Source organism: Janthinobacterium woesei, from assembly GCF_051380875.1.
Lineage (GTDB): Bacteria > Pseudomonadota > Gammaproteobacteria > Burkholderiales > Burkholderiaceae_D > Janthinobacterium.
Genome location: NZ_JBNYXW010000016.1, coordinates 1 through 21,770 on the forward strand (window position 1 = coordinate 1; position 21,770 = coordinate 21,770).

The following is a 21,770-nucleotide window of genomic DNA, read 5'->3' on the forward strand; positions in this document are numbered from 1 at the left end:
AAAAGACGAGAGTAAACGCGAAAACGAGAAAGTTTACAAGGGCTGCCGCAACTCATTGAATGCAAACGGCTTTTTCGCCCACGCGCTCGTTGGTCAGGACTTGTGTATAACGGCGTGGGCTTAATGTCATGAGCCGAGGCATTGCCTAAAATCCTTAACTTATGAAGTAAGTCAGCACCATTTTTTGACAGAACTCCTTTTGTATGCAATTGTCCAATTTGAGTGACTAGCTTTCCTTTAGTGCCTTTGTCTTTGCAAATAGTCTCTAAGATTGCACGTATTCCGATACCCGTCAAAATCACTTGTCCTGACTCTAAAGACACAACCGTTTCTTTGTATATGTTTTGTATGTTTTCAGGAAGAAGATGGAAGTCTCTAATCGTGTTGCGTTCTTTCTTTGGCTCCGGGTATAAGGTAATGGTCTCATTAGCCCAAGAAATCGTTTGACCATTTTCATCGTAGTCATGATCTATGTCTTCGGAGTTCCACGAGATTTCTCTAAAAAAGACATTCTCACAACCACAACATTTAACAGTCTCATAGCGCAAGCCCCAGCTTATAGAGTTCCCATGACCACAGTCGTCCTCGCCGTTCTTGACAACATTCGCCAAGAGTTCGCCACGCTGATTGTCTCTGTCGCATGTGGGGCATTTGAGATAGATCTTGCTGTCCTCAATTTCTTTGACCTTAATTTCTACAACTGAGCAATTGTTCATGTCATCACCGAGGATTGATATTGCCTCAATGCTATCACAGCGCCCTCGGATTAAAATGCTATAATTTCCTTGGATCAAGCGTCTTGTAGTGAGACACTTTAGTGAGACACTTCTTCCACCAAGTAGAGGAAGTTCACTAATAAAATCAATGATTTACAAGGATTTTGGCGGACGTAGAGGGATGAAAATTGCCTGTGGTTAAGTTCTCACCGCTTCCGCCAGGAAATAAAGAAACCGCCTTCGGGCGGTTTTTTGTTGCCTGGCGGAAGCGAGCAGGGCGCCTGTGCGCCCTGCGTGTGAGATTCGAAGGGCTGGGCCTACCGGCCCAGCCCGCCCCGAATCTTCCACCTGCTGCCGCTGCGCGGCAGCCTCGCGCGCCGCAGGCGCGCGTTCGTGGTTCTAATTAGCTTTTCGACTAAGCAAGCTTCCATTGCGCTCAACGCATCAGTCCGTGTCTGAATGGCAGACGTGGCCCCTTGCGCTTGCTGCGGTGCAAGTGCAGGCCGTTGCCAAGGGCAAGAAATACGACGCAGCGCTGGCGCAGATCGCCGGCGCGCGCGCCGCCACCTGCGGCGAGGCCATGCCGGCCGTCAAGCTACTGCTGGAGGGCGTGCAATAAGCGCCAAGCGGATGCCTTCGCTGACGTTCCCTGCGCCGAGATCGGCCGCACGGGCAAGGCTAGCAGCGTCGAGGTAGACATTTACGCGCTTGCCGGATTTCATTTCAGATGGCCTACCCACTGGGCGGCGTACGGCATATTTGAATTCGATGCCGGCAGCGTCTTTCAGGCGGCCCATGTCGAAGACTCTGTATCGAACATCGCCAGCATCACTGTCGTTAGTGAGTATTAGTCCGTACTCAATGGCAATATCGGCGCTGTCGAATTCAACGCCGGCATCAGATTCGGCGGCTGAAATCACATGGTCGGAAAATTCATCATCCGGCACGCAGGCTATAAGCCGGCAGGAACTTTTCAATACGACAATGGTGTAGGTCATTTAATTCTTCAGTTAGGTTGTCTGCTGTGATGGTCCTATAATATACACACTAAATTATTTGGCAAGGTATTTATGATCAAGTGGATGTTAATTTTTGTGGCATTGATGCTGGCCGGCTGCGTCAGCACGCCACCGGCAACCGTGCGCGTCGAGGTGCCGGTGATGGCGGCGTGCATCAGCGCGGTGCCGCAGCGGCCAGCCTACGAGTTCGACCATCTGGCGCCAGCGGCAACGGACGGCGAGATCGTCCTGGCGTTGGCGCGGGACTGGCCGCGCGGGCGGAAATATGAGGGCGAGCTGGAGGCGGCTATTTCGGGATGTCGGTAGCTATATTTTCTTCAGAGTAATCAACGCTTCGCGGCTGATTTTTCCCTTCATATATTATGCGGTGCAAATAAACAGGATAAAAGTCACCGTCTCCGAGCTCTTCATCGGGAACTAAATTTAGGTCTATTTTAATGAAATCTGTGACAATTTCTAGTGATCTATATTGCGGGTCAAATTTTAGAATTTCGTCCACTGTTTTAATAATGGAAAAAATCTGACGTATAAAATCTTTCATGCACCAACCGCGACTTTCTTTATACTTTTTACTGTTAATTTTTTCCACAAATAAAACTCCAACGCCAGAACTAATTTTTGTATTTTTTAAGTACTCTTTCATTTTAATTGACATTGCATATACTGCTTCCTGCCACGTATTTTTTGATTTTAGGCCTTTTGATAGATCTAGTATTGATATCAAGAAATTGTGTAGTAAAGCAATGAATCTTTCATCTATTTCATAATTTCCATCTCTTGATTTCGTGAAAATATTTCCATGCAAACTTCTGGAGAATTTTAAATTATTTCCTATCCCATGATTGTTCTCATTGAAATATTTTTCAAACTCATCAATATGCTTGTAATAATTGGAAAAGTTATTCTGGCTTTTTGTTAATTCAATTTGATTGTTTGTAAGTGCTATCTGACTGGTAGTACGCTCAATTTGCCTTTTCGTCTGTTCTGAGCGATGATTTGCTGCGCATAGGCCGACCAATGTAAATCCAATCGCCAAAAATGCTGCTGGAACCTTGTAAAGTTCGGAAAAATAGTTAAATCCATGGGCGCTTAAATCAAATGGCAGGTGTCGCAAGCTAAAGGTAATGGCGATAGTTATGGTGATCGCAATTATTGCCGATGTTCCTGCGCACCATCGTACTACTGGGAGACTAAATAAACTTTTTTCAGGGGAAAAATCTATATTCACGGTATTTAAGAATTCAATTCAATATTGAAAGATACGCTGGCAATTGCTTACTGTCAACATTGTGCGATCTCGCGGCTAGATTTTTAACTCTTGCATTAATTACTGCCTTTTTCTCCAGTCCACTTATACCAGCTTGACGCGCAGACGATCCGCTACATGTCAAGACCCGCCTGGTTGTAGATGCGTTTGACGAACTCAATGCGCAGCCTGCTGCCGACGGCAACGTGAGTTACGCGCGAACCGTACTGGAAGTGGCCGCATCCTTCAGGCCAGATAAGAAGTAAGAATAGGAACAGGAACAGGGCGCTTTTTCTTCCAGCCACCACTTCCATTTGCACGGAATTGACCCCGGACAAGTATGTGACCGAACTTCGTTTGACCGCCACCCGCGCCAGGTCTAGAGTCGTCGATGAGACCTCAACCGACTCCGTCGCAAAAACCATGGCCAAACCCTTCCCCCTCGCCCCCAAGAACCCCGAACGCATCTGCTGGGGCTGCGACAAGTATTGCCCGCCGGACGCCATGCGCTGCGGGAATGGTTCTGAGCGCACGCAGCATCCGATCGAGCTGTTTGGCGAGGGCTGGAATGACTGGGGATTGTCTGCGGCTGATAAGGACGAGGGGACGAAGGAAGAGGACAGGAAGACGCCTTGACACTGCCCGCAGCCAAATCAACCATGCCATGCCACTCTGGCTGCTTTCCTGGCGCACACGGGGCACGTTCCCCGCGTGCTGAACGTGCCGGCCTTGCCCAGGCTTGCTTGCTGGCAGTTAGCTAGCCGCTTTTACTCGCCGCCGCTAAACAAGTACTCCAGCACCTCATCGCCATACTGGTCCATTTCCCCCGTCGCTGTCCAGCCCAGGTAGCGGTAAAAGCCGTATGAGCGCGATGCCGGATCGCTGGAGCAGCCCAGGAACAGCCGTTCGTGGCCCTGCGCGCGCAGTTCCGCCATCACCAGTTCCAGCAAGGTCTTGCCGAGCCCTAAGCCTTCGAATGCCGGCAAGAGCGCCAGCACGATAATTTCACCTGTCGTGCGCTCGCCAAAGCAATAGCCGGCCAGCTGGCCGTCGCTGTGGCAGATTTGGCCCGGCAGATTGCCCGAACGCATCATCTGCGCCCAGGAATCGGCGGTAATGCCCACTTCCGCCAGGCGTTCTTTGGAAATGGCGTTTTGCCGGGTCTTGCCGCGCAGCGCGATGAAGGCGGCCGTGTCGTCTGCATTGGCGGCATGGAAGGTCATCGACGCGGCCTGTTTGCTCATGTGGTCTCTGTGATTGCCCAGTGACAGTTATCGGATGCGCGGCTTGCCATCGGCCGGCGCCAGCTTGGTCAGCACCCCAGCCACATCGAGTTCATAGCTGTCGAAATCGCGCGCCAAAAACAGTTCGCCTGAGTAATGCAGGCGCGCTTCCGCTTCCAGCTCGGCCATGCCAGCCGGGTTGTGATAGCGGGCGCTGAAATGCGTGAGGATCAAATTCGGCAAGTGGGCTGACGCGGCAAACTGCGTCACGCGCTGCACCGAGCTGTGCGTGGGGCCGGGACCGATTTTTTGCAGCATGGCTTCCGTATAGGTCGCTTCATGCACGAGCAGTTGCGCGCCGGCGCAGGCGTCCGCCAGCAGGGACGGCGTGTCGTTGTCGCCACCGATCACCACCGTGGCGCGCGCGGTCTCGGTGATCCTGAAATCTGCGCACGCCAGCGTGCGGCCGTCGTCCAGTTGCACGTCCTGGCCCGCCTGCAATGTTCCCCAGGCAGGACCGGGCGGCACGCCCGCTGCCTGCAATGCAGCCTTGTCCAGTTTCCACTTGCTTGTTTCCAGCGCAAAACGGAAGCCGACGCTGGGCGCGCGGTGCGACAGGGCGTGGCGCTCGATGGTCAAGCCCGCCTCCTGGTGCACGATTTGCGCACTATCGACGTCGATGTGGATCAGCGGATACGTGAGGAACAGTTCGGTGTGCAGCAAGGTGGCGTCGATCCAGGCCTTGATGGCGGGCGGGGCGATCAGCAGCAATGGCTTGGTGCGCCCCGTCATGGAAGCGCTGGCCAGCAGGCCCGGCAAGCCGTAGCTGTGGTCGCCATGCACGTGGGTGATGCAGATGCCGACCAGGTCGTGCACGGACAGGGGAATGCGCTGCAGCCGGTGCTGCGTGGCTTCGCCGCAATCGATCATCCACCAGTCGCGGTTGTGCGTGGTTTGCAGGGCCAGCGAGGTGACATTGCGGTAGCGCGTGGGCACGCCGGAAGATGTGCCGAGAAAGGTCAGTTTGAACATGAGCGCATTATGCGACAAGCAACGCTGCTTGCCAACGCGCATGGCAACGCCACCGCTATCAGCCTCCATTGGGCCTGCGCCTGTCTTGACAAGTGTGCACTTGCTTTACGAAAACAAATATAGAATGCCTGCGTTAAACAGTCATAGCGAGAGTAATATCGAGCCGTATTTTGCGGGTTAAATAAACGGCACTTTAATGGGGCTGGACATGATGCGTACACACTACAAGAAAATCGTCGCCACGCTGGCATTGGCTGCCTGCACCACCGGTGCTTCTGCCGTCGGCCTGGGTTTCCTGGCAGAGACGCCAATGGCGTACCTGAACAAGAACGACAAGCCTGTCTTGCTCAAGGCCGTCACCGACGTACTCAATGACAAGAAAGATGGCGAGAGCGTGCAATGGAGCAATGAAGGCTTGCGCAATTCCGTGCGCATCGCCGCCGAGATCACGGCCAGCGACACGCAAAAGACCGATGCCCAGGTGTGCCGCAAGGTGCAAGTGGCCTTGAATGCCAAGGGCCAGGAACAGACGCTGAAGCTGAAGCTATGCAAGGCCGGCACGCAAGCGTGGAAAGTGGCGAAGTCGTAACTTATTATTTTTGCCATGACTTCCTTGCCGGTACTTCCCCGGCAAGGTGACGACTTTCTCATAGGGAAGGCACACACGCGTTAGAATCACGCTTTAGCTCACTCTTTTCCCTCTACATGCAGCAAAGTCGCCTCCTGTTTTTCCGCCTGGCCGGGCAGTTTCGCCGCTATGGCGCCATCGTTGCCGTCACCTTGCTGGCGGTGGGCGTGGCGTCTGCCACCGATGTGTTGTTAATCCGCCAGTTGCAAAACGTCGTCGACGCCATGCGCGACACGGCCAGCGCGCAGGTCGCGCCCACGTCCGGCGTGATGGGCATGCTGCAAGGCTGGGTTGACCGTTTCCTGCCGGCACAGGCGGGGCAGGTGGACCTGTGGGTGATACCGGCCACCATCCTGGGGCTGGCCGCGCTGCGCATGGTGTCCAGTTTTGCCGGCGATTATGGTTCCGTCTGGCTATCGAGCCGGGTGCAGGCCGACCTGCGCGAAAAGATGTTCGCCACCATCATGCGCCTGCCCAGCCGCTTTTTTGACACTACCACCACCAGTTTGACGCAGTCGCGCGTGGCCTTCGACGCCAGCCAGGTGTCGCAGGCGGGCTTGAACGTGCTTAATGTGATGGTGCGCGATTCCGTCGCCACCTTGGGCTATCTGATTTTACTCTTCAGCATCGACGTCAAGCTGGCCCTGTTCTGCATGGCCTCGATGCCCATCGTGGCGCTGGTGGTGACCCTGGCGGGACGGCGCATGCGCCACCTGAGCAAGAGTTCGCAGCAAGCCGTGGGCGAGCTGACGTCGGTGCTGGATGAAAGCATCGGCGGCCAGCGCGTGGTGAAAATTTTTGGCGGGCAAGACTATGAGCAGGCGCGCTTCGTCGACGTGGTCAAGCGCAACCGTCAGCTGGCCGTCAAGCACGCGGCTACCTCGGCCTTGAATTCCGGCTTCATCATGATGCTCGTCGGCGTGACCCTGTCGTCGGTGATTTATTTCGCCATGCTGCGCGCGCAAAGCGGCGCCATCACGCCGGGCGCCTTCGTCGCCTTCATGGGCGCGTTGATGGCGATGCAGTCGCCGATCAAGAACCTGACCAAGATCAATGAGCCGCTGCAGCGGGGCCTGGCCGCGGCCGAGTCCGTCTTCGGCTTGATCGACACGCCGCTGGAACCGGACCCGGGCAGCATCGCCCCGGCCACCGTGAAGGGCAATCTGTCGCTGCAAAACGTCAATTTCCGCTACAACAGCGACGACCCTGATGCGCCCACGGCCTTGAGCGATATCTCGCTCGACATCCGTGCCGGCGAGACGGTGGCCCTGGTGGGTGGCTCCGGTGGCGGCAAGACGACCTTGCTGGGCTTGCTGCCGCGCTTCTATGACGTGAGCGGCGGCCAGATCCTGCTCGACGGCGTCGATGTGCGCGATTACGCCTTGCTGGCCCTGCGGCGCCAGTTCGCCCTGGTCAGCCAGGATGTGATCCTGTTCAACGACACCATGGCGGCCAATATCGCGTATGGCGATCCGGCGCCGGACATGGCGCGCATCGAAGCGTCGGCGCGCGCCGCGTATGCGCACGATTTCATCATGCAGTTGCCGCAAGGCTACGAGACGCAGGCGGGCCAGAACGGTTCGCGCCTGTCAGGCGGGCAACGCCAGCGCCTGGCCATCGCGCGCGCGCTGTACAAGGATGCGCCGATACTGCTGCTCGACGAAGCCACCAGCGCGCTGGACACGGAATCGGAGCGATCGGTGCAGGCGGCGCTGGAAGTGCTGATGCGCAACCGCACCACCATCGTCATCGCGCACCGCCTGTCGACCATCGAAAGCGCTGACCGCATCGTCGTCATGCAGGGCGGCCGCCTGGTGGAATCGGGCAGCCATGCAGCCTTGCTGCAACAGGGCGGCGCATATGCCCGGCTGCACGCCAGCCAGTTGTCGCCCGTCAAGGAGAGCGTGAGCTGAGGGCGCATCCCTTGCGTTGAAGGAACCCGTGCACAGGCCGGGGGCGGACCTGGACGGTGCGCTCCCGGCTTGTGCCATTTACGGCAGGCAATCGTGCCAGTGGCGGGCGGCGCTTGCCCGTATGATGGCCGCCGCAAGCCACTCATCCATGGATCAGTATGAAGAATCAACACACGCTGCGCACGCCGCCCGTGCGCGATGCGGCGCTGGGTGCCTGGCGTGAGGCTGGAGTTTCCCGATTTGCCAGGCCAGCTGGCCTTTGAAACCTATGCCACCGACCTGGATTTGAGCCTGGTCAAGTTCGTGCGTTTTCGCAAGTCGTATGACGAGAATGGCCAATTGCTGCGCGAAACGCAGCTCGATGCCCAGGGCGGGGAGCTGCGCGGCGGCGCGCTGTTTTACAACAATGGCCAGCTCAAGCAGAAGGTGACTCTGCTGCCGAACGGGCGCGACAGCGTCTCGGAAAGCTATCACGAGAATGGCCAGCTGATGCATCGCATCACCTATCACGGCGAGCAGATGGCCGATGGTGAATATGTGTCGTATGGGGCGAATGGCAAGGTCAGCAGCCGCTCGTTCTTAAAAGGCGGCAAGATGCACGGCTTGCAGGAAGTGTTTTACGCCGATGGCAAATTATTCCAGCGCGGCAACTTCGTCAAGGATCAGTACGAGGGCGAAGTCGTGACCCTGGCCGAGGATGGCAAGGTGCTCGCCAGCAAGGTGTGGCGCCATGGCGAGCCGGATGGCTGGTCGTTTGACAGTCATGATAATGGTCAAATGGCGCAAAAGGCGCTGTACCGCAAGGGCAAGCTGCTGAGCATGCAAAAGTGGGGCCGCAATGGCCTGCCCAGCAGTGCCTGGCAGAAAGACGCACAGGGGCGCGAGCAGGGCGATGTGAGCGAGTGGTATGACAACGGCGAGCGCGCCAGCGTCATCCCCATGCTCGATGGCCAGCGCCACGGCTTGCAGCGGCTGTGGCATGGCGATGGCACGCTGCAACAGATCGTGCCGTATGAACATGGCAAGAAGCAGGGCGTCGAGCGCCACTGGGACCAGCGCGGCCAGCTGGTGCTGGAGCAAACGTGGCAGGCTGGGCAGCTAATGCCTGCCGGCTAGCGGGAAGTGTGCAGAGGGGGCGGCCCAGCCGTTGCAGGTATCATGTAGGGATTGCGGCCCGCCAGCAGGCGCGAAGCCGGATCTGATAACTGGAGGCAATGGTGGTGGAAGCGGAAGTATCGGCGGTGGCCAAGGCGCAGAGCCTGGCCCTGCAAAACATGCGCGTCGTCATGCGCGCAGCGCAGCGGCACTCGGCGCAGATCGAGAAGCAGTGCGGCGTGTCGGGCGCGCAATTGTGGGTGATGCAGGAATTGCTGGAACGGCCCGGTCTGCGCATGGGCGAACTGGCTGGCAAGATGTCCATCCACCAGACGACGGCCAGCAATCTGGTCGAGGCGCTGGTGAAAAAAGCCTTTGTGCGCAAGGCGCGCGACCAGCCCGATCAGCGCGTGGTGACGCTGACCCTGACGGCGGACGGCCAGGCCGTGATCGCCCGCGCGCCGCAGCCGGCCCGCGGCTTGCTGCCCGGTGCGCTGGCCCAGCTGGACGCCGACAGCCTGGCGCACCTGAACCAGGGCCTGGGCGCCTTGCTGGCCGTGATCGCTCCCGACGACCGCCAGGCTGGCCTGCAGCCATTTCCCTTTACGATGTAGTTTCCCGGCTGGCCTGCGGCAGCCGTTGTAGCTGCAATTGCGCCAGCGCGCCGTACAGCGGTTCGCTGAGCACGCGTGACACCGTGCTGGCCACCACGGCGCAGGCCATCAGGCTGAGCACCATGCCGTGGCCATCGACCATTTCCATGACAATGATGAAGGCCGTCAGCGGCGCCTGCGTGGCGGCGGCCAGGAAGCCCACCATGCCCAGCGCGATCAGGGCCGGCGCGTGCGGGTAGTGCAGCAGTTGCGCAATGTCATGCCCGATGCCGGCGCCGATGGCCAGGGACGGGGCAAAGATGCCTGCTGGCACGCCCGACCAGACGGTCAGCCAGGTGGCCACATACTTGAAGGCAACAAAGGCGGGCGAGGCCTCACTTGCCCCGTCCAGCATGGCGCGCGTGGCTACCGTGCCGCTGCCGAACGTGGCGCCATGACTGGCGATGCCGATGGCCGCCACAGCCAAGCCGCACACGGCGGCAAACAGCACTGGCCGGCCCTTGCGCCAGGCGGATAACTTTCCCAGCGGATTGCCCCGGCTTGAGGCCAGCAGCAGCCGCGCGAACAGGCCGCCTGCCACGCCGGCGACTAAAGTCACCAGCAGGCCGGGCAGGGCCAGCGCCAGGCCGATGGGGCCAGGATGGATGATGCCGAAGTGCGTGGCGTTGCCGTGGATGGACACCGCCATCATACCGGCCAGCACGATGCCGGCGACGATGAGGCCGCTGTTGCGCTGCTCCGGCGAGCGCGACAGTTCCTCGATGGCGAACATGACGCCAGCGAGCGGCGTATTGAAGGCCGCCGCGATGCCGGCTGCGCCGCCCGCCACCAGCAGCGAATGGGCGCTCACTTGCGAGTGGCGCGGCAGCCATCGGCGCGCGGCCAGCATCACGCCGGCAGCGATCTGCACGGAGGGCCCTTCGCGCCCCAGCGACAAGCCCCCCAGCATGCCGCCCGCCGTCAACACGATCTTCGCAGCGCTGAGTTTCAATGAGACGAACAGCGAGCGCTGCTCCGGCGCCACGGCCGGGTCGAGCGTGGCCATCACTTGCGGGATGCCGGAACCGGCCGCGCCGATCGCATAGCGGCGCGTCAGCCAGACCAGCAGGGCGGCGCAGGCCGGTGTCCACAGCAGGGCAAACCACCAGGCCTTGCCGTTAAAAAACAGAAAACAATCGAGCGCTGTTTCCGCCAGCCAGGTAAATCCCACGACGACGAGGCCGGCGATGGCGGCCATGCCGACCACGACGGCGCGCGACCACCACAGGCGCGGGTTGGCAAATTCATGCTTGAAGGCAGAGGGAATATCGTGCAAATGCTTCATTGCGGCAAGTCCTGGGAGGGGCGCGCAGGGCGTCGGGGAGGGGTGCCATTATAAAGCTATATTTGTCCGAATGTATTTTTCTGTTTTATTTCCGGGCAGCTGGCGACAGCAGGTTCGCCTGCGCCAGTTGCCGCGCTGGCCAGGCTAGCCGGGCTTTGATCCGAACAACTCGCGCCGCGCGCTCTGGCTGATGGCGATGGTGGCCGGGTGGCTCAAACGCCGCTCCGTGGTGATCGCATAGACTTGCTCGACCAGGCTGTCGACGCGCCCCAGCGCCACCACGGCGTGCTGTTCGCAGACCTGGGGTGCGATCACGGTGGGCGCAAAGAACAGGCCGGCGCCGGACTGGCCAAACGCCTTCATCATGGCGCTGTCGTCGAATTCGCCGACGATGCGCGGGTGCAGATTGTTTTCGCTGAGCCACTGCAGCAAGCGCCCGTAGATGGCAAAGTCTTCGCCCGGCAGCAGCAGCGGGGCGCGGTCCAGGCACTGGGGGAACTCGCCTGTCAGCGTGGCGGCCAGTGCCTTTGTTCCGAACAGGGTCATGCCGCTTTCGCCCAGCAAGTGATTGAAGCCGCGCACGCTCAAATGGGCCGGCATGGGGCGGTCGGCGATGATCAGGTCGAGCCGGTGCACGGCCAGGTCTGCCAGCAGGCTGGCCAGCCGTCCTTCGCGGCAAATTATGCGCAGCGGTTCGGCCAGGCCCAGCGCTGGCGCCACCAGGCGGCAGGCGATCAGTTTCGAGACCGAATCGGCGCAGCCGACGCGAAAGGTCGTGGTGGTGGTGCGCGACTGGTCGCGCACGATTTCCAGCAACTCATCGCCGGCGCTGAAAATTTCTTCCGCATGGCTGAGGATGCGCCTGCCCGTGTCCGTCAACTCAAGGTTGCGCCCGCTGCGGCGGAACAGTTCCACGCCCAGCGTATCGGCAAAGTCGCCCAGCTGGCCGGAGATCGATTGCGGCGTCAGGTGCAGCTGCTCGGCCGCGCGAGCGATGCTGCCCGTCTTGGCCACCATCCAGAAATAACGCAGGTGCTTGAAGTTGAGTGTGGACATGATTTTTATTGGTTTTTAATTAATCGAATTATTCGATGTGTAGTGCAATTATATTCGATTTGTTCGATGTTTCAATTCAGCATATGATGGCTGCTTATCATTCATGCGGGGAGAACACCATGTGCTTCGTAGCAGACACAAGCAGTAGCGGAGGCCATCGATGAACGGCCTGGAGAGTATTGCAACGGCGCCCATGTGGGCCGGCTTCATCCTTTTCGTGCTGCTGATGCTGGCGCTCGATTTATTCGTCTTCGGCGGCAACAAGGCGCACAAGGTGGGCGTCAAGGAAGCGGCGACCTGGTCGCTGGTGTGGGTCAGCCTGGCGATGCTGTTCAACGGCGGTCTGTGGTGGTATCTGAACGGCACGGCCGGTGCCGAGGTCGCCAACCAGAAGGCGCTGGAATTTTTTTCCGGCTACCTGATCGAGAAAGCGCTGTCGGTCGATAACGTCTTCGTCTTCCTGCTGATCTTCAGCGCCTTCCAGGTGCCGATCCAGTACCAGCGCCGGGTCTTGATTTATGGCGTGCTGGGCGCGATCGTCATGCGTGCCGTGATGATTTTGGCCGGTGCGTGGGTAGTGAGCGAGTTTAGCTGGGTGCTGTACCTGTTTGGCGCCTTCCTCTTGATTACCGGCATGCGCATGCTGGTGGCGGCCGATGCCGAGCCGGACGTGGCGAACAACCCGGTGCTGCGCTTTGCCCGCCGCCACTTGCGGGTGGCTGACGGTGACCATGGCGAGCGTTTCTTTGTCGCCAAGGGTGGCTTGCGTTATGTCACGCCGCTGTTCCTGGTGCTGATCCTGATCGAGGTGACGGACTTGATTTTCGCGGTCGATTCGATCCCGGCCATTTTCGCCATCACGACGGACCCGTTCATCGTCTTCACGTCGAACCTGTTCGCCATCATGGGACTGCGGGCGCTGTACTTCCTGCTGGTCGATGTGGCTGACCGTTTCCACATGCTCAAGTATGGCCTGGCGATGGTGCTGGTGTTTATCGGCGCAAAAATGCTGATCATGCCGTGGTACCACGTGCCCGTCGAAGCGTCGTTGCTGGTGGTGGCTGTCCTGATCGTTGCCAGCTGCGTGGCCAGCGTGTTCATCACCCGTAGCGAAAAGTAAAACAGTAGTACGGCGCGCCCCGCATGGCGGTGGCGCGCCGCTTGATCCATCACAATGAAAGAATGTAATTATGCGTACCTACGAAGTAAACAGTCCCCAGGCAGCTGGACGTATTTTGGCCCTGATGATGATCGTCGATGGCAACCTGGCCAGTGCCGAGCTGCAAGCGATGCACCGCAGCAAGATCCTTGAACATATCGAACTGGAGCCAGCCGCCTTCCAGCGCCTGCTGCAAGACCTGTGCGATGACATGCTGACCTCGACCGTGCATGGCGCCGTGCAACTGGGCAATGGCGTGATCGACAGCCTGCTGGAAGAAATTGATGATCCCGACCTGCGCCGCAAGCTGTTGCAGGCCATGTGGAAGATCGCCGATGCCGACGACTGGCTGGCCGATGGCGAAGCGGTCTTGCTGGCCCGCGCCAGCACTGCCTGGTCGGCGGAAACGAACTTCCGCCAGCATGCGGCTTGATGCGGCTTGAGGCCTGACTTTACGCCGCCTTGTGCCCCATGGCAATCACGGCGGCGCCAGCCAAGGCCAGGCCCACGCCGGCGATGTCGGTCCAGGCGGGCGTGATGCCATCGACCAGCCACAGCCAGCCCAGCGCCGTGGCGATATAAATGGCGCCATACGTGGCATACACGCGGCCGCTGGCGGTTGGATGCAGGGTCAGCAGCCACACGAAGATCAACAGGCTGATGGCAGCCGGCAACAGCAGCCAGGCGCTGCCCTTGTTGCTCAGCCACAGCATGGGCAGATAGCAGCCCAGCAGTTCGGCCACGGCCGTGACGGTAAACAGTCCGAAAGTGCGGGCCAGGCTGGTCCATTCGATGGCGTCGTTCATGTCTTTCCTATCAGTAAGATTGCCGCCATTGTAGCCGCCAAGCGGCGCGGACACTGCTATGATCGAGTCCGGATCCCGGAGGAGAAAACAATGACGACGACCCCAGCGCCGCGCGCCTTGCTGCAAGCTATGTTCAACGCGGCCATCGAAGCGGCGCAACCATCGCACTGCGTGCCGCCGCACCTGCCAGCCGTGCCGAAAGGGCGTTTGATCGTCATCGGCGCCGGCAAGGCTTCCGCCGCCATGGCGCATGCCGTGGAGCAGCACTGGCCGGGGCCGTTGTCAGGGCTGGTCGTCACGCGCTACGGTTATGCCGTGCCGTGCCAGCGCATCGAGATCGCCGAAGCGTCGCACCCTGTGCCGGACGCGGCCGGCATGGAGGCGGCGCGGCGCATGCTCGAACTGGTCAGCAAGCTGCAGGCCGACGATACGGTGCTGTGCCTGATCTCGGGTGGCGGCTCGTCGCTGCTGGCCTTGCCCCTGGAGGGCATCAGCCTGGAAGACAAGCAAGAGTTGAACCGCGCCCTGCTGGCATCGGGCGCCACTATCGGCGAAATGAATTGCGTGCGTCGCCATTTGTCCGCCATCAAGGGGGGGCGCCTGGCGGCCGCCTGCCATCCGGCGCAAGTGATTACGTTGGCGATTTCCGACGTGCCCGGCGACAAGCTGGGCGATATCGCCTCCGGCCCCACGGTGGCCGACGCCACCACCTGCGACGATGCGCTGGCCATCGTGCGCCGCTATGGCATGGCATTGCCGGATACTATACGCGCGGCGCTGGAAAGCGGGCGCGGCGAATCGGTCAAGCCAGGTGATCCGCACCTGGCGCAGACGCAAACGACCTTGATTGCCACGCCGCAGCTGGCCTTGGAAGCGGCCGCTGCCGTGGCGCGCGCGGCCGGCATCACGCCGTATATATTAGGCGACAGCCTGGAAGGCGAGGCGCGCGACGTGGGCACCGTCATGGCCGGCATCGCGCGGCAAACCTCCTTGCGGGGCCAGCCGTTTCCCGCGCCGTGCGTGCTGTTGTCGGGCGGCGAAACGACGGTCACCGTGCGTGGCAAGGGACGAGGCGGGCGCAACGTGGAATTCCTGCTGGCGCTGGGCATCGCGCTCGATGGCGAGCCGGGCATTCATGCACTGGCCGGCGACACGGATGGCGTCGATGGACAGGAAGAGATCGCCGGTGCGTATCTGGCGCCCGACACCCTGCAGCGCGCCTGGGCGCTGGGCGTCAAGCCTCGCGACAGCCTGGACAACAACGATGGCCACGGTTTCTTCCAGGCGCTGGGAGATAGTGTGATCACTGGCCCGACATTGACCAATGTCAATGATTTCCGGGCCATCTTGATTACCTGAGTTTAGAATCCTTCCAGCACGATCTTGCCCCTGGCCGTATTGCTTTCCAGCAGCGCGTGCGCGCGTTTCAGATTCGCCGCATTGATCGTGCCGAAGCGCTCGGCCAGGGTGGTCTTGATGACGCCTGCGTCGACCAGCTGCGCCAGTTCTTCCAGCAGCTCGTGCTGCTTGAGCATGTCGGCCGTCTGGAACAGCGAGCGGGTAAACATCAATTCCCAGTGCAGCGACACGCTCTTGCCCTTGAACTTGCGCACGTCGATGTGCTCGGGGTCGTCGATCAGGGCGAACTTGCCTTGCGGCGCGATCAGTTCGACGATCTGGTCGAAATGCTGGTCGGTCTGGTTCAGGCTGATCACATAATCGACGGGCGGCAAGCCCAGGCGCGTCATTTCCTGCGCCAGCGGCAGGCTGTGGTCGATCACGTGGTGGGCGCCCAGTTCCTGCACCCAGGCCGAGGTTTCCGCGCGCGATGCCGTGCCGATGATGGTCACGTTCGTCAATTGCCGCGCCAGCTGCAGCAGCACGGAACCGACGCCGCCGGCCGCGCCGATCACCAGCAAGGACTTGCCGGCAACGCTCTTGTCGCGGCTGATCTGCAGGCGGTCGAACAGCAATTCCCAGGCGGTAATTGCCGTCAAGGGCAAGGCGGCGGCGGGGGCGAAGTCGAGGCTGGCCGGCATGTGGCCGACGATGCGCTCATCGACCAGCTGGAACTCGCTATTGCTGCCGGGGCGGTTGATGGCGCCAGCGTACCAGACCTTGTCGCCCACCTGGAACAGCGTCACGTCGGGGCCGATGGCGGTGACGACGCCGGCCGCATCCCAGCCCAGCACTTCCGCCTGGCCATCCTTCGGCTGGCGGTTCTTGCGTATCTTGGTATCGACGGGATTGACGGAGATGGCGTGCACGGCGACGAGCAGGTCGCGGCCCGTGGCGACGGGCGTGGGCAGTTCGATGTCGAGCAGGGCGTGCGTATCGGTGATGGGCAGGCTGTGGTGGTAGGCGATGGCTTTCATATGCTTCCTTGTTGAGTCGATACCGTATGATGGTGCTATTTCCGCCCAAGAAAAAGAGGGCGCGTACCGAAACACTTTCAAAGGAATGCTGAAAATTGCTGCGACTCGATGACTTGCAGGTGTTTGTGCGCACGGCCGACCGGGGCAGCCTGTCGGCGGCCGCGCGCGAGATCGGCATTTCGCCCGCGCTGGCCAGCGCCGCCGTCAAGCGCCTGGAAGGGCAATTGGGCTTGCGCCTGCTGGCGCGCACGACGCGCTCGCTGAGCCTGACGGCGGAAGGCGCGCAGTACCTGGAGCATGCGCGGGAAGCCTTGCGTTTGCTGCGCGTGGGCCACGACGCGCTGCTGGCGGGCAAGGACAGTTTCGGTGGAACCTTGAAAATTGCCATGCCATCCGACCTGGGCCGCAACCTGATGCTGGGCTGGCTCGATGAATTCCAGCTGCGCCATCCAAAGCTGCAATACCAGCTCAGCGTCAGCGACCGCGTGGCCGATATGGTGCGCCAGCAAGTCGATGTGGCCATCCGCTATGGCCAGCAAGACGATTCATCGATGATCGCCATGCCGATCGCCCCCGCGAATGACCGCGTGCTGGTGGCCTCGCCCGACTACCTGCGCGCGCATGGGCCCCTGCTGGCGCTGGAAGACTTGCCGCAGCACAATTGCCTGCGTTTCGCGCTGGAAGACGGCTTGCACGACCGCTGGACCTTTTACCGCCTGCCGCAGCGCGAGCAAGTGACCGTGCAGGTGAGCGGCAACCGCAGCGCCGACGATGCCGACCTGGTGCGCCGCTGGGCCGTGGCGGGCCTGGGCATCGCGTATAAATCGCGGCTTGACTTGTCTGCTGACCTGGCCACCGGCCGCCTGCAAGTGCTGCTGCCCGAAGTGGCGGGCGAGGCTGCCCCGCTGCACCTGGTGTGCATGCACCGGGCGCAAGTGACGCCGCTGGTACTGCAACTGCGCGATTTCCTGCGCGAAAAGTGTATGAAATTGTTATAAATATACTTTTCATTACAACTTGTTGCAAATGGCAATCATGCGCTAGCCAGGCAGGGCGTACGCTCATGCATTCTGCCTGACACCGCCTGAAGGATCGCCATGTTGCATAAGCAACTTCTGCCAAGCACCGTTCTGTCCCTGCTGTTGCTGGCAGGCTGCGCCCCGACCCAACCTGCCATTGCGCCAGCGAACCCGCCGGACAATGCTGCGCAAGGCATCGCCATGCTGGAGCGCGTCAGCTGGGGCGTGAACGCGGGCAGCGTGCGCCAGTTGCAAACCGATGGCTGGGAGCGTTACTTGCAGGCGCAATTGCATCCAGGCAAAGTCAACTTGCCGCCCGCCGTCCAGGCGCAGATAGACGCCATGACCATCAGCCAGGTGCCGCTCGATCAATTGGTCCTGACCATGGAGCAGCGCCGCAAGGAGTCTGCCGCCATGATGGATGACGCAGCGAAGCAACAGGCGCAAAAAGATTACCAGCAGGAACTGACCCGCCTGGCGCGCGAAGCGGCCACGCGTTCGCTGCTGCTCGACGTGTATTCGCCGAATCAGCTGCAACAGCAAGTGAGCTGGTTCTGGCTCAACCATTTCAGCGTGCACCAGGGCAAGCACAACTTGCGCGCCATGGTCGGCGATTACGAAGCCAAGGCCATCGCCCCGCATGCGCTGGGGAAATTTCGCGACTTGCTGGGCGCCACCGTCCACCATCCGGCCATGTTGCGCTACCTGGACAATGAAGCCAATGCCGCCAGGCGCATCAATGAAAACTATGCGCGCGAGCTGATGGAACTGCATACCTTGGGCGTGAATGGCGGCTATAGCCAGACCGATGTGCAGGAACTGGCGCGCATCCTGACGGGCGTAGGGGTGAACTTGGGCACGGACGCGCCGAAAGTGCGGCCAGCCCTGCAGTCGCAGTATGTGCGCCGGGGCTTGTTTGAATTTAATCCGAACCGCCACGATTACGGCGACAAGCAATTCCTGGGGCAAACAGTGAAGGGCCGAGGCCTGGCCGAGCTCGACGAAGCGCTCGATCGCCTCAGCCGCAGCCCCGCCACGGCCCGCTTTATCAGCGGCAAGCTGGCCCAGTATTTCGTCGGCGACAATCCACCCGCGCCGCTGGTGGCACGCATGGCGGCCACGTTCCAGCAAAGCGACGGCATGATCGCCGAGGTGCTGCAGACCCTGTTTGCAAGCCCGGAATTCAAGCAGTCGCTGGGCCATAAGTTCAAGGACCCCATGCATTATGTGATGTCGGCCGTGCGCCTCAGCTATGACGACAAGCCCATCCTGAACGCGGGCCCCATGCTGAACTGGCTCTCGCGCATGGGCCAGCCCCTGTACGGTCGCCAGACGCCGGATGGCTATCCCTTGACGGACGCCGCCTGGGCCAGCCCGGGCCAGATGACGACGCGTTTCGATATCGCCCGCACCATCGGCTCGGGCAGCGCCGGCCTGTTCAAGACGGACGGCCCGCAGCCGCAGGAAAAGACGGCGTTTCCGCAACTGGCCAGTGCCCTGTATTTCCAGTCGCTGCAGGCAACATTGAGTCCTGCCACGCGCCAGGCCCTGGAGCAGGCTGCCTCGCCGCAGGAGTGGAATACCTTTTTATTGTCGTCGCCAGAAATGATGCACCGCTGAAAGGACTGCCATGAACCGTCGTGACCTGTTGAAAGCCCTGGCCGCCGCGCCCCTGCTGTCGCACGCGGGCAGGCTGCTGGCCGCACCGGCCACGGATGCGAAGCTGCTGTTCGTCTTCCTGCGCGGCGGCTATGACGCGAACAACTTGCTGGTGCCTGTCGGCAGCGATTTTTACTATGCGGCGCGGCCCAATATCGCTATTCCCAGGCCGGGCGCGGAGAATGGCGCGCTGGCCCTGAACGCCGACTGGGCCCTGCATCCGGCCTTGCGCGATACCATCCATCCCATGTTCAACGCCGGCGAGGCTGCCTTCATTCCCTTTGCCGGCACGACGGATTTGACGCGCAGCCATTTCGAGACGCAGGACACGATCGAGCTGGGACAGGAGCTCGGCAAGCGCCGCGATTTCCGCTCGGGCTTCTTGAACCGCCTGGTGCAGACACTCAATGCGAATAAGGCCACCCCGGCCACCCCGGCCATCGCCTTCACGGACCAGTTGCCGCTGATCTTCCAGGGCGGCGTGCAAGTGCCGAACATGGCGCTGCGCTCCTTGGGCAAGTCCGGCATTGATGCGCGTCAAAGCCAGGTCATCGCCGCCATGTACCGGGGTACTCCTTTGCAGCAGCAGGTCGCCGCCGGCTTTGTCGTGCGCGACGATGTGACGAAGGAGTTGACGGGAGAGATGCAGGCCGCCAACCGCAACGCCATCTCTACCCGCGGCTTCGAACTGGAAGCGCAGCGCATCGCCAGGTTGATGAAGGATAAATACAACATCGGTTTCGTCGACGTGGGCGGCTGGGACACGCACGTGGGGCAGGGCGGCGCCAACGGCTACCTGGCGGGGCGTTTTGACGAGCTGGGGCGGGGCTTGTCCGCGTTTTCGCAGGAAATGGGCAGTGCATGGCGCAATACCATGGTCGTCGTCGTCAGCGAATTTGGCCGCACTTTCCGCGAAAACGGCAACCGAGGCACGGACCACGGCCACGGCAGCGTGTTCTGGGTATTGGGCGGGGCTATCCATGGCAAGCAGGTGGCGGGCGAGCAGGTAGCCATTTCGCAAGCGAATTTGTTCCAGAACCGCGACATGCCGGTGCTCAATGAATACCGCGCCGTGCTGGGCGGCTTGCTGCGCCGCACGTTTGGCTTGAGCGCGGCGCAACTGGAGCATGTGTTTGCCGGGGTGGCGCCGGTGGAGCTGGGCCTGGTGTGATGTTGGGTTGGCAAGTGCCGTGTTACGCTACGCCTGCGCAACTGGCGCGTAAAACTGGGGTCGGACCCGCCGGGTCCGACCCCGTTCGAATGGAGCGGTATGAGCGATACCCAGCGCGATATTGTCAGCGCAGGCTTTTCCCTGGCGCTGATTGCCGTGACGGCGTTCGTCATGCAGCGTTTCTTCCTGCCGCTGGTGTGGGCCGGCATCCTGTGCGTGGCCACCTGGCCATTATACCGGCGCGTGCGCGCGGCGCTGGGCCAGCGCAGCATCATCGCGGCGGCCGTGCTGACCCTGGCGTTTGCCTGCATCTTCATCATTCCCGTGCTGTTCGGCGTGGCGCAGGCCGCGCGCGAAGTGCCCGTGCTGGCCAATTTCGTCGTTAATGCGAATAGCAATGGCTTGCCCATGCCGGCCTGGGTGGCGAAGACCCCGCTGGCAGGCGACGCCATCGGCGACTGGTGGCAAGCCACCCTCAGCCAGCCTCACGGCCTCGGCCATTTCTTTGCGGGCAGCGCCGTCGGCGGTTTTCACTCGGCGCGCGACATGCTGAAAATCCTCGGCGCAGATGTATTTCACCGCCTGGTCGACTTTGGCCTGGCGTTCTTGTGCCTGTTTTTCTTCTACAAGGATGGCGAAGCGCTGACGCGCCAGATCACCGCCATCGGCAGCCATTTCCTGCGCCCCGAACGCTGGGGCCGTTATGCGCAAAAAATTCCCACCGCCATCCGCGCCACCGTCAATGGCCTGGTGCTGGTGGGCCTGGCCGAAGGCGTGCTGATCGGCATCGCCTACGCCATTGCCGGCCTGCCATCGCCGGCGCTGTGGGCGTTTGCCACCGGCATCCTGGCCATCATCCCCTTCGGTGCGCCGCTGGCCTACTTGTGCGCAGCGGCCTTGCTGGCCTTCCAGGGCAGCGTCGGCGCCGCCATCGGCGTGGCCGTCTGGGGCACCGTGGTGCTGTTCGTGGCCGATCATTTTGTGCGCCCCAGCATGATCGGCAACGCCACCCGGCTGCCGTTCCTGGCCGTGCTGTTCGGCATCCTGGGCGGCGTGGAAACCCTGGGCCTCGTGGGCCTGTTCATCGGCCCCGTCGTGATGGTGCTGTTTGTTACCCTGTGGTACGAAGCGCATGTGTTTGACAGCGTGCCGCCAGCCAACGCACCTGCCAACGCACTTGCTAATACACCTGCCAGCCCGGCCGCACCGGAAAGCAGACAGTAGTGAGGGGTCGGCCAGCGTGCTGCTGGCCGGTACTGTCGAGTTCCTGGCGTGGCCGGACGAGCTGACTTTAAAACAATGTGGGAACACTTTGTTTTAAAGGCATTCTTAATGCGCCTTGGATAGAATGAGGAGCCAACGGCGCATCAGCAGCACTTCAACATAGCCCGGCTCGATGCCCGTACCGCACTCGATCAAGGGATTGACGGTGTAGTAGCGCTTGCGGAAGTCGCGGCAGACGAGGATTTCGCGTTTGCCCATGCGGACGAGGAAAGAGCTTGGGGCGTATTCCAGGCCAAACCGTGAGCCAAAACCGCTATTCAATGTTGCCATGACAATTCCTTTGAGGGAGATGTGTTGAACGAGTCATCAGAATAACATAACTACTGTATGAAAACACAGCTACTGTATGAATAAACAGTATTTTTTTACTGGTGTGGTTTTTTTGATCAGCACCACGAATAGGAAAGTGAGAGCAGTTTGCAGCGGAAGAA

25 protein-coding genes are annotated in these 21,770 nt (G+C 60.6%); 14 read left to right on the forward strand and 11 right to left on the reverse strand.

Translation table 11 applies throughout. The features are described from left to right. Positions 1 to 716, reverse strand: a 716-nt coding sequence (locus tag ACQ4W6_RS18605) for a DUF4145 domain-containing protein (protein WP_436568659.1), incomplete at its 3' end; no start/stop codon positions are given. A 451-nt stretch (positions 717 to 1,167) separates the two neighbouring features. On the opposite strand from ACQ4W6_RS18605, the gene ACQ4W6_RS18610 reads away from it, so the two are divergent. Next, positions 1,168 to 1,335 carry a hypothetical protein gene (locus tag ACQ4W6_RS18610; RefSeq protein WP_436568660.1) on the forward strand — a complete coding sequence of 56 codons (168 nt, stop codon included), beginning with the start codon at positions 1,168 to 1,170 and terminating at the stop codon, positions 1,333 to 1,335. On the opposite strand, the gene ACQ4W6_RS18615 is transcribed toward ACQ4W6_RS18610, so the two are convergent. Then, on the reverse strand, positions 1,307 to 1,714 hold the full coding sequence (locus ACQ4W6_RS18615; protein ID WP_436568661.1) for a hypothetical protein: 408 nt from the start codon (positions 1,712 to 1,714) through the stop codon (positions 1,307 to 1,309). The two genes, ACQ4W6_RS18610 and ACQ4W6_RS18615, sit on opposite strands and share 29 nt — an antisense overlap. A 72-nt stretch (positions 1,715 to 1,786) precedes the next feature. Here ACQ4W6_RS18615 and ACQ4W6_RS18620 point away from each other — a divergent pair, with 72 nt between their 5' ends. Next, complete coding sequence (locus tag ACQ4W6_RS18620) at positions 1,787 to 2,041, forward strand: hypothetical protein (protein WP_436568662.1); 255 nt, start codon at positions 1,787 to 1,789, stop codon at positions 2,039 to 2,041. Here the strand turns inward: ACQ4W6_RS18620 and ACQ4W6_RS18625 are convergent. Continuing rightward, positions 2,022 to 2,963 (reverse strand): hypothetical protein, encoded by a 942-nt coding sequence (locus tag ACQ4W6_RS18625; protein ID WP_436568663.1) that lies wholly within the window; start codon positions 2,961 to 2,963, stop codon positions 2,022 to 2,024. The two genes, ACQ4W6_RS18620 and ACQ4W6_RS18625, sit on opposite strands and share 20 nt — an antisense overlap. A gap of 152 nt (positions 2,964 to 3,115) precedes the next feature. After that, positions 3,116 to 3,406, reverse strand: a complete 291-nt coding sequence (locus tag ACQ4W6_RS18630) for a hypothetical protein (protein ID WP_436568664.1) — start codon at positions 3,404 to 3,406, stop codon at positions 3,116 to 3,118. Here ACQ4W6_RS18630 and ACQ4W6_RS18635 point away from each other — a divergent pair. Then, on the forward strand, positions 3,405 to 3,617 hold the full coding sequence (locus tag ACQ4W6_RS18635) for a DUF3079 domain-containing protein (RefSeq protein ID WP_436568665.1): 213 nt from the start codon (positions 3,405 to 3,407) through the stop codon (positions 3,615 to 3,617). The genes ACQ4W6_RS18630 and ACQ4W6_RS18635 overlap by 2 nt on opposite strands. Before the next feature lie 131 nt (positions 3,618 to 3,748). On the opposite strand, the gene ACQ4W6_RS18640 is transcribed toward ACQ4W6_RS18635, so the two are convergent. Together ACQ4W6_RS18640 and ACQ4W6_RS18645 are read right to left on the reverse strand one after the other, a co-directional pair. Next, positions 3,749 to 4,225 (reverse strand): GNAT family N-acetyltransferase, encoded by a 477-nt coding sequence (locus tag ACQ4W6_RS18640; RefSeq protein ID WP_436568666.1) that lies wholly within the window; start codon positions 4,223 to 4,225, stop codon positions 3,749 to 3,751. Between the two features lie 27 nt (positions 4,226 to 4,252). After that, positions 4,253 to 5,236 carry a ribonuclease Z gene (locus tag ACQ4W6_RS18645; RefSeq protein ID WP_436568667.1) on the reverse strand — a complete coding sequence of 328 codons (984 nt, stop codon included), beginning with the start codon at positions 5,234 to 5,236 and terminating at the stop codon, positions 4,253 to 4,255. A gap of 208 nt (positions 5,237 to 5,444) precedes the next feature. Here ACQ4W6_RS18645 and ACQ4W6_RS18650 point away from each other — a divergent pair, with 208 nt between their 5' ends. The 4 genes from ACQ4W6_RS18650 to ACQ4W6_RS18665 all read left to right on the forward strand — a co-directional run bounded on the left by ACQ4W6_RS18650 (position 5,445) and on the right by ACQ4W6_RS18665 (position 9,486). After that, on the forward strand, positions 5,445 to 5,825 hold the full coding sequence (locus ACQ4W6_RS18650; protein WP_436568668.1) for a hypothetical protein: 381 nt from the start codon (positions 5,445 to 5,447) through the stop codon (positions 5,823 to 5,825). A 116-nt stretch (positions 5,826 to 5,941) separates the two neighbouring features. Beyond that, on the forward strand, positions 5,942 to 7,777 hold the full coding sequence (gene msbA, locus ACQ4W6_RS18655; RefSeq protein WP_436568669.1) for a lipid A export permease/ATP-binding protein MsbA: 1,836 nt from the start codon (positions 5,942 to 5,944) through the stop codon (positions 7,775 to 7,777). A 210-nt stretch (positions 7,778 to 7,987) separates the two neighbouring features. Then, positions 7,988 to 8,893, forward strand: a complete 906-nt coding sequence (locus ACQ4W6_RS18660; protein WP_436568670.1) for a toxin-antitoxin system YwqK family antitoxin — start codon at positions 7,988 to 7,990, stop codon at positions 8,891 to 8,893. Positions 8,894 to 8,991: 98 nt separating this feature from the next. Continuing rightward, entirely contained in the window at positions 8,992 to 9,486 is a 495-nt protein-coding gene (locus ACQ4W6_RS18665; protein WP_436568671.1) for a MarR family winged helix-turn-helix transcriptional regulator, read from the forward strand. Here the strand turns inward: ACQ4W6_RS18665 and ACQ4W6_RS18670 are convergent. Both ACQ4W6_RS18670 and nhaR read right to left on the reverse strand, forming a co-directional pair. Then, positions 9,476 to 10,810: a chloride channel protein gene (locus tag ACQ4W6_RS18670; RefSeq protein ID WP_436568672.1), complete on the reverse strand. Its 1,335-nt coding sequence runs from the start codon at positions 10,808 to 10,810 to the stop codon at positions 9,476 to 9,478. The genes ACQ4W6_RS18665 and ACQ4W6_RS18670 overlap by 11 nt on opposite strands. Positions 10,811 to 10,954: 144 nt before the next feature. Continuing rightward, positions 10,955 to 11,866 carry a transcriptional activator NhaR gene (gene nhaR, locus ACQ4W6_RS18675; RefSeq protein ID WP_436568673.1) on the reverse strand — a complete coding sequence of 304 codons (912 nt, stop codon included), beginning with the start codon at positions 11,864 to 11,866 and terminating at the stop codon, positions 10,955 to 10,957. A gap of 160 nt (positions 11,867 to 12,026) precedes the next feature. On the opposite strand from nhaR, the gene ACQ4W6_RS18680 reads away from it, so the two are divergent. After that, positions 12,027 to 12,986: a TerC family protein gene (locus tag ACQ4W6_RS18680; RefSeq protein ID WP_436568674.1), complete on the forward strand. Its 960-nt coding sequence runs from the start codon at positions 12,027 to 12,029 to the stop codon at positions 12,984 to 12,986. A 70-nt stretch (positions 12,987 to 13,056) separates the two neighbouring features. Beyond that, on the forward strand, positions 13,057 to 13,458 hold the full coding sequence (locus ACQ4W6_RS18685; protein WP_436568675.1) for a tellurite resistance TerB family protein: 402 nt from the start codon (positions 13,057 to 13,059) through the stop codon (positions 13,456 to 13,458). A 19-nt stretch (positions 13,459 to 13,477) separates the two neighbouring features. On the opposite strand, the gene ACQ4W6_RS18690 is transcribed toward ACQ4W6_RS18685, so the two are convergent. Next, positions 13,478 to 13,831: a YnfA family protein gene (locus ACQ4W6_RS18690; protein WP_436568676.1), complete on the reverse strand. Its 354-nt coding sequence runs from the start codon at positions 13,829 to 13,831 to the stop codon at positions 13,478 to 13,480. 90 nt (positions 13,832 to 13,921) lie between these two features. On the opposite strand from ACQ4W6_RS18690, the gene ACQ4W6_RS18695 reads away from it, so the two are divergent. Beyond that, positions 13,922 to 15,190 carry a glycerate kinase type-2 family protein gene (locus ACQ4W6_RS18695; protein ID WP_436568677.1) on the forward strand — a complete coding sequence of 423 codons (1,269 nt, stop codon included), beginning with the start codon at positions 13,922 to 13,924 and terminating at the stop codon, positions 15,188 to 15,190. Between the two features lie 2 nt (positions 15,191 to 15,192). Here ACQ4W6_RS18695 and ACQ4W6_RS18700 read toward each other — a convergent pair whose 3' ends face one another. Then, complete coding sequence (locus ACQ4W6_RS18700) at positions 15,193 to 16,206, reverse strand: zinc-binding alcohol dehydrogenase family protein (RefSeq protein WP_436568678.1); 1,014 nt, start codon at positions 16,204 to 16,206, stop codon at positions 15,193 to 15,195. A 95-nt stretch (positions 16,207 to 16,301) separates the two neighbouring features. Between ACQ4W6_RS18700 and ACQ4W6_RS18705 the strand changes: the two genes are divergently transcribed. The 4 genes from ACQ4W6_RS18705 (at position 16,302) to ACQ4W6_RS18720 (ending at position 21,279) form a co-directional block, all read left to right on the forward strand. Next, positions 16,302 to 17,204, forward strand: coding sequence for a LysR family transcriptional regulator (locus tag ACQ4W6_RS18705; protein ID WP_436568679.1), 903 nt, complete (start codon positions 16,302 to 16,304; stop codon positions 17,202 to 17,204). 99 nt (positions 17,205 to 17,303) lie between these two features. Next, complete coding sequence (locus ACQ4W6_RS18710) at positions 17,304 to 18,845, forward strand: DUF1800 domain-containing protein (protein WP_436568680.1); 1,542 nt, start codon at positions 17,304 to 17,306, stop codon at positions 18,843 to 18,845. A 10-nt stretch (positions 18,846 to 18,855) separates the two neighbouring features. Next, positions 18,856 to 20,055: a DUF1501 domain-containing protein gene (locus ACQ4W6_RS18715; RefSeq protein ID WP_436568681.1), complete on the forward strand. Its 1,200-nt coding sequence runs from the start codon at positions 18,856 to 18,858 to the stop codon at positions 20,053 to 20,055. 99 nt (positions 20,056 to 20,154) lie between these two features. Next, entirely contained in the window at positions 20,155 to 21,279 is a 1,125-nt protein-coding gene (locus tag ACQ4W6_RS18720; RefSeq protein ID WP_436568682.1) for an AI-2E family transporter, read from the forward strand. 105 nt (positions 21,280 to 21,384) lie between these two features. On the opposite strand, the gene ACQ4W6_RS18725 is transcribed toward ACQ4W6_RS18720, so the two are convergent. Next, on the reverse strand, positions 21,385 to 21,609 hold the full coding sequence (locus ACQ4W6_RS18725) for a hypothetical protein (protein ID WP_010396348.1): 225 nt from the start codon (positions 21,607 to 21,609) through the stop codon (positions 21,385 to 21,387). Between the last annotated feature and the right edge of the window lie 161 nt (positions 21,610 to 21,770).

What these genes read in the sequence shown, in the direction of transcription:
- ACQ4W6_RS18680 (WP_436568674.1), top strand. Translation starts at nt 12,027, where the DNA reads ATGAACGGCCTGGAGAGTATTGCAACGGCGCCCATGTGGGCCGGCTTC.
- ACQ4W6_RS18700 (WP_436568678.1), bottom strand. Translation starts at nt 16,206, where the DNA reads ATGAAAGCCATCGCCTACCACCACAGCCTGCCCATCACCGATACGCAC.
- ACQ4W6_RS18615 (WP_436568661.1), bottom strand. Translation starts at nt 1,714, where the DNA reads ATGACCTACACCATTGTCGTATTGAAAAGTTCCTGCCGGCTTATAGCC.
- ACQ4W6_RS18635 (WP_436568665.1), top strand. Translation starts at nt 3,405, where the DNA reads ATGGCCAAACCCTTCCCCCTCGCCCCCAAGAACCCCGAACGCATCTGC.
- ACQ4W6_RS18710 (WP_436568680.1), top strand. Translation starts at nt 17,304, where the DNA reads ATGTTGCATAAGCAACTTCTGCCAAGCACCGTTCTGTCCCTGCTGTTG.
- ACQ4W6_RS18695 (WP_436568677.1), top strand. Translation starts at nt 13,922, where the DNA reads ATGACGACGACCCCAGCGCCGCGCGCCTTGCTGCAAGCTATGTTCAAC.
- ACQ4W6_RS18630 (WP_436568664.1), bottom strand. Translation starts at nt 3,406, where the DNA reads ATGGTTTTTGCGACGGAGTCGGTTGAGGTCTCATCGACGACTCTAGAC.
- ACQ4W6_RS18640 (WP_436568666.1), bottom strand. Translation starts at nt 4,225, where the DNA reads ATGAGCAAACAGGCCGCGTCGATGACCTTCCATGCCGCCAATGCAGAC.
- msbA (WP_436568669.1), top strand. Translation starts at nt 5,942, where the DNA reads ATGCAGCAAAGTCGCCTCCTGTTTTTCCGCCTGGCCGGGCAGTTTCGC.
- ACQ4W6_RS18665 (WP_436568671.1), top strand. Translation starts at nt 8,992, where the DNA reads ATGGTGGTGGAAGCGGAAGTATCGGCGGTGGCCAAGGCGCAGAGCCTG.
- ACQ4W6_RS18685 (WP_436568675.1), top strand. Translation starts at nt 13,057, where the DNA reads ATGCGTACCTACGAAGTAAACAGTCCCCAGGCAGCTGGACGTATTTTG.
- ACQ4W6_RS18725 (WP_010396348.1), bottom strand. Translation starts at nt 21,609, where the DNA reads ATGGCAACATTGAATAGCGGTTTTGGCTCACGGTTTGGCCTGGAATAC.
- ACQ4W6_RS18670 (WP_436568672.1), bottom strand. Translation starts at nt 10,810, where the DNA reads ATGAAGCATTTGCACGATATTCCCTCTGCCTTCAAGCATGAATTTGCC.
- ACQ4W6_RS18715 (WP_436568681.1), top strand. Translation starts at nt 18,856, where the DNA reads ATGAACCGTCGTGACCTGTTGAAAGCCCTGGCCGCCGCGCCCCTGCTG.
- ACQ4W6_RS18690 (WP_436568676.1), bottom strand. Translation starts at nt 13,831, where the DNA reads ATGAACGACGCCATCGAATGGACCAGCCTGGCCCGCACTTTCGGACTG.
- ACQ4W6_RS18650 (WP_436568668.1), top strand. Translation starts at nt 5,445, where the DNA reads ATGATGCGTACACACTACAAGAAAATCGTCGCCACGCTGGCATTGGCT.
- ACQ4W6_RS18620 (WP_436568662.1), top strand. Translation starts at nt 1,787, where the DNA reads ATGATCAAGTGGATGTTAATTTTTGTGGCATTGATGCTGGCCGGCTGC.
- nhaR (WP_436568673.1), bottom strand. Translation starts at nt 11,866, where the DNA reads ATGTCCACACTCAACTTCAAGCACCTGCGTTATTTCTGGATGGTGGCC.
- ACQ4W6_RS18720 (WP_436568682.1), top strand. Translation starts at nt 20,155, where the DNA reads ATGAGCGATACCCAGCGCGATATTGTCAGCGCAGGCTTTTCCCTGGCG.
- ACQ4W6_RS18645 (WP_436568667.1), bottom strand. Translation starts at nt 5,236, where the DNA reads ATGTTCAAACTGACCTTTCTCGGCACATCTTCCGGCGTGCCCACGCGC.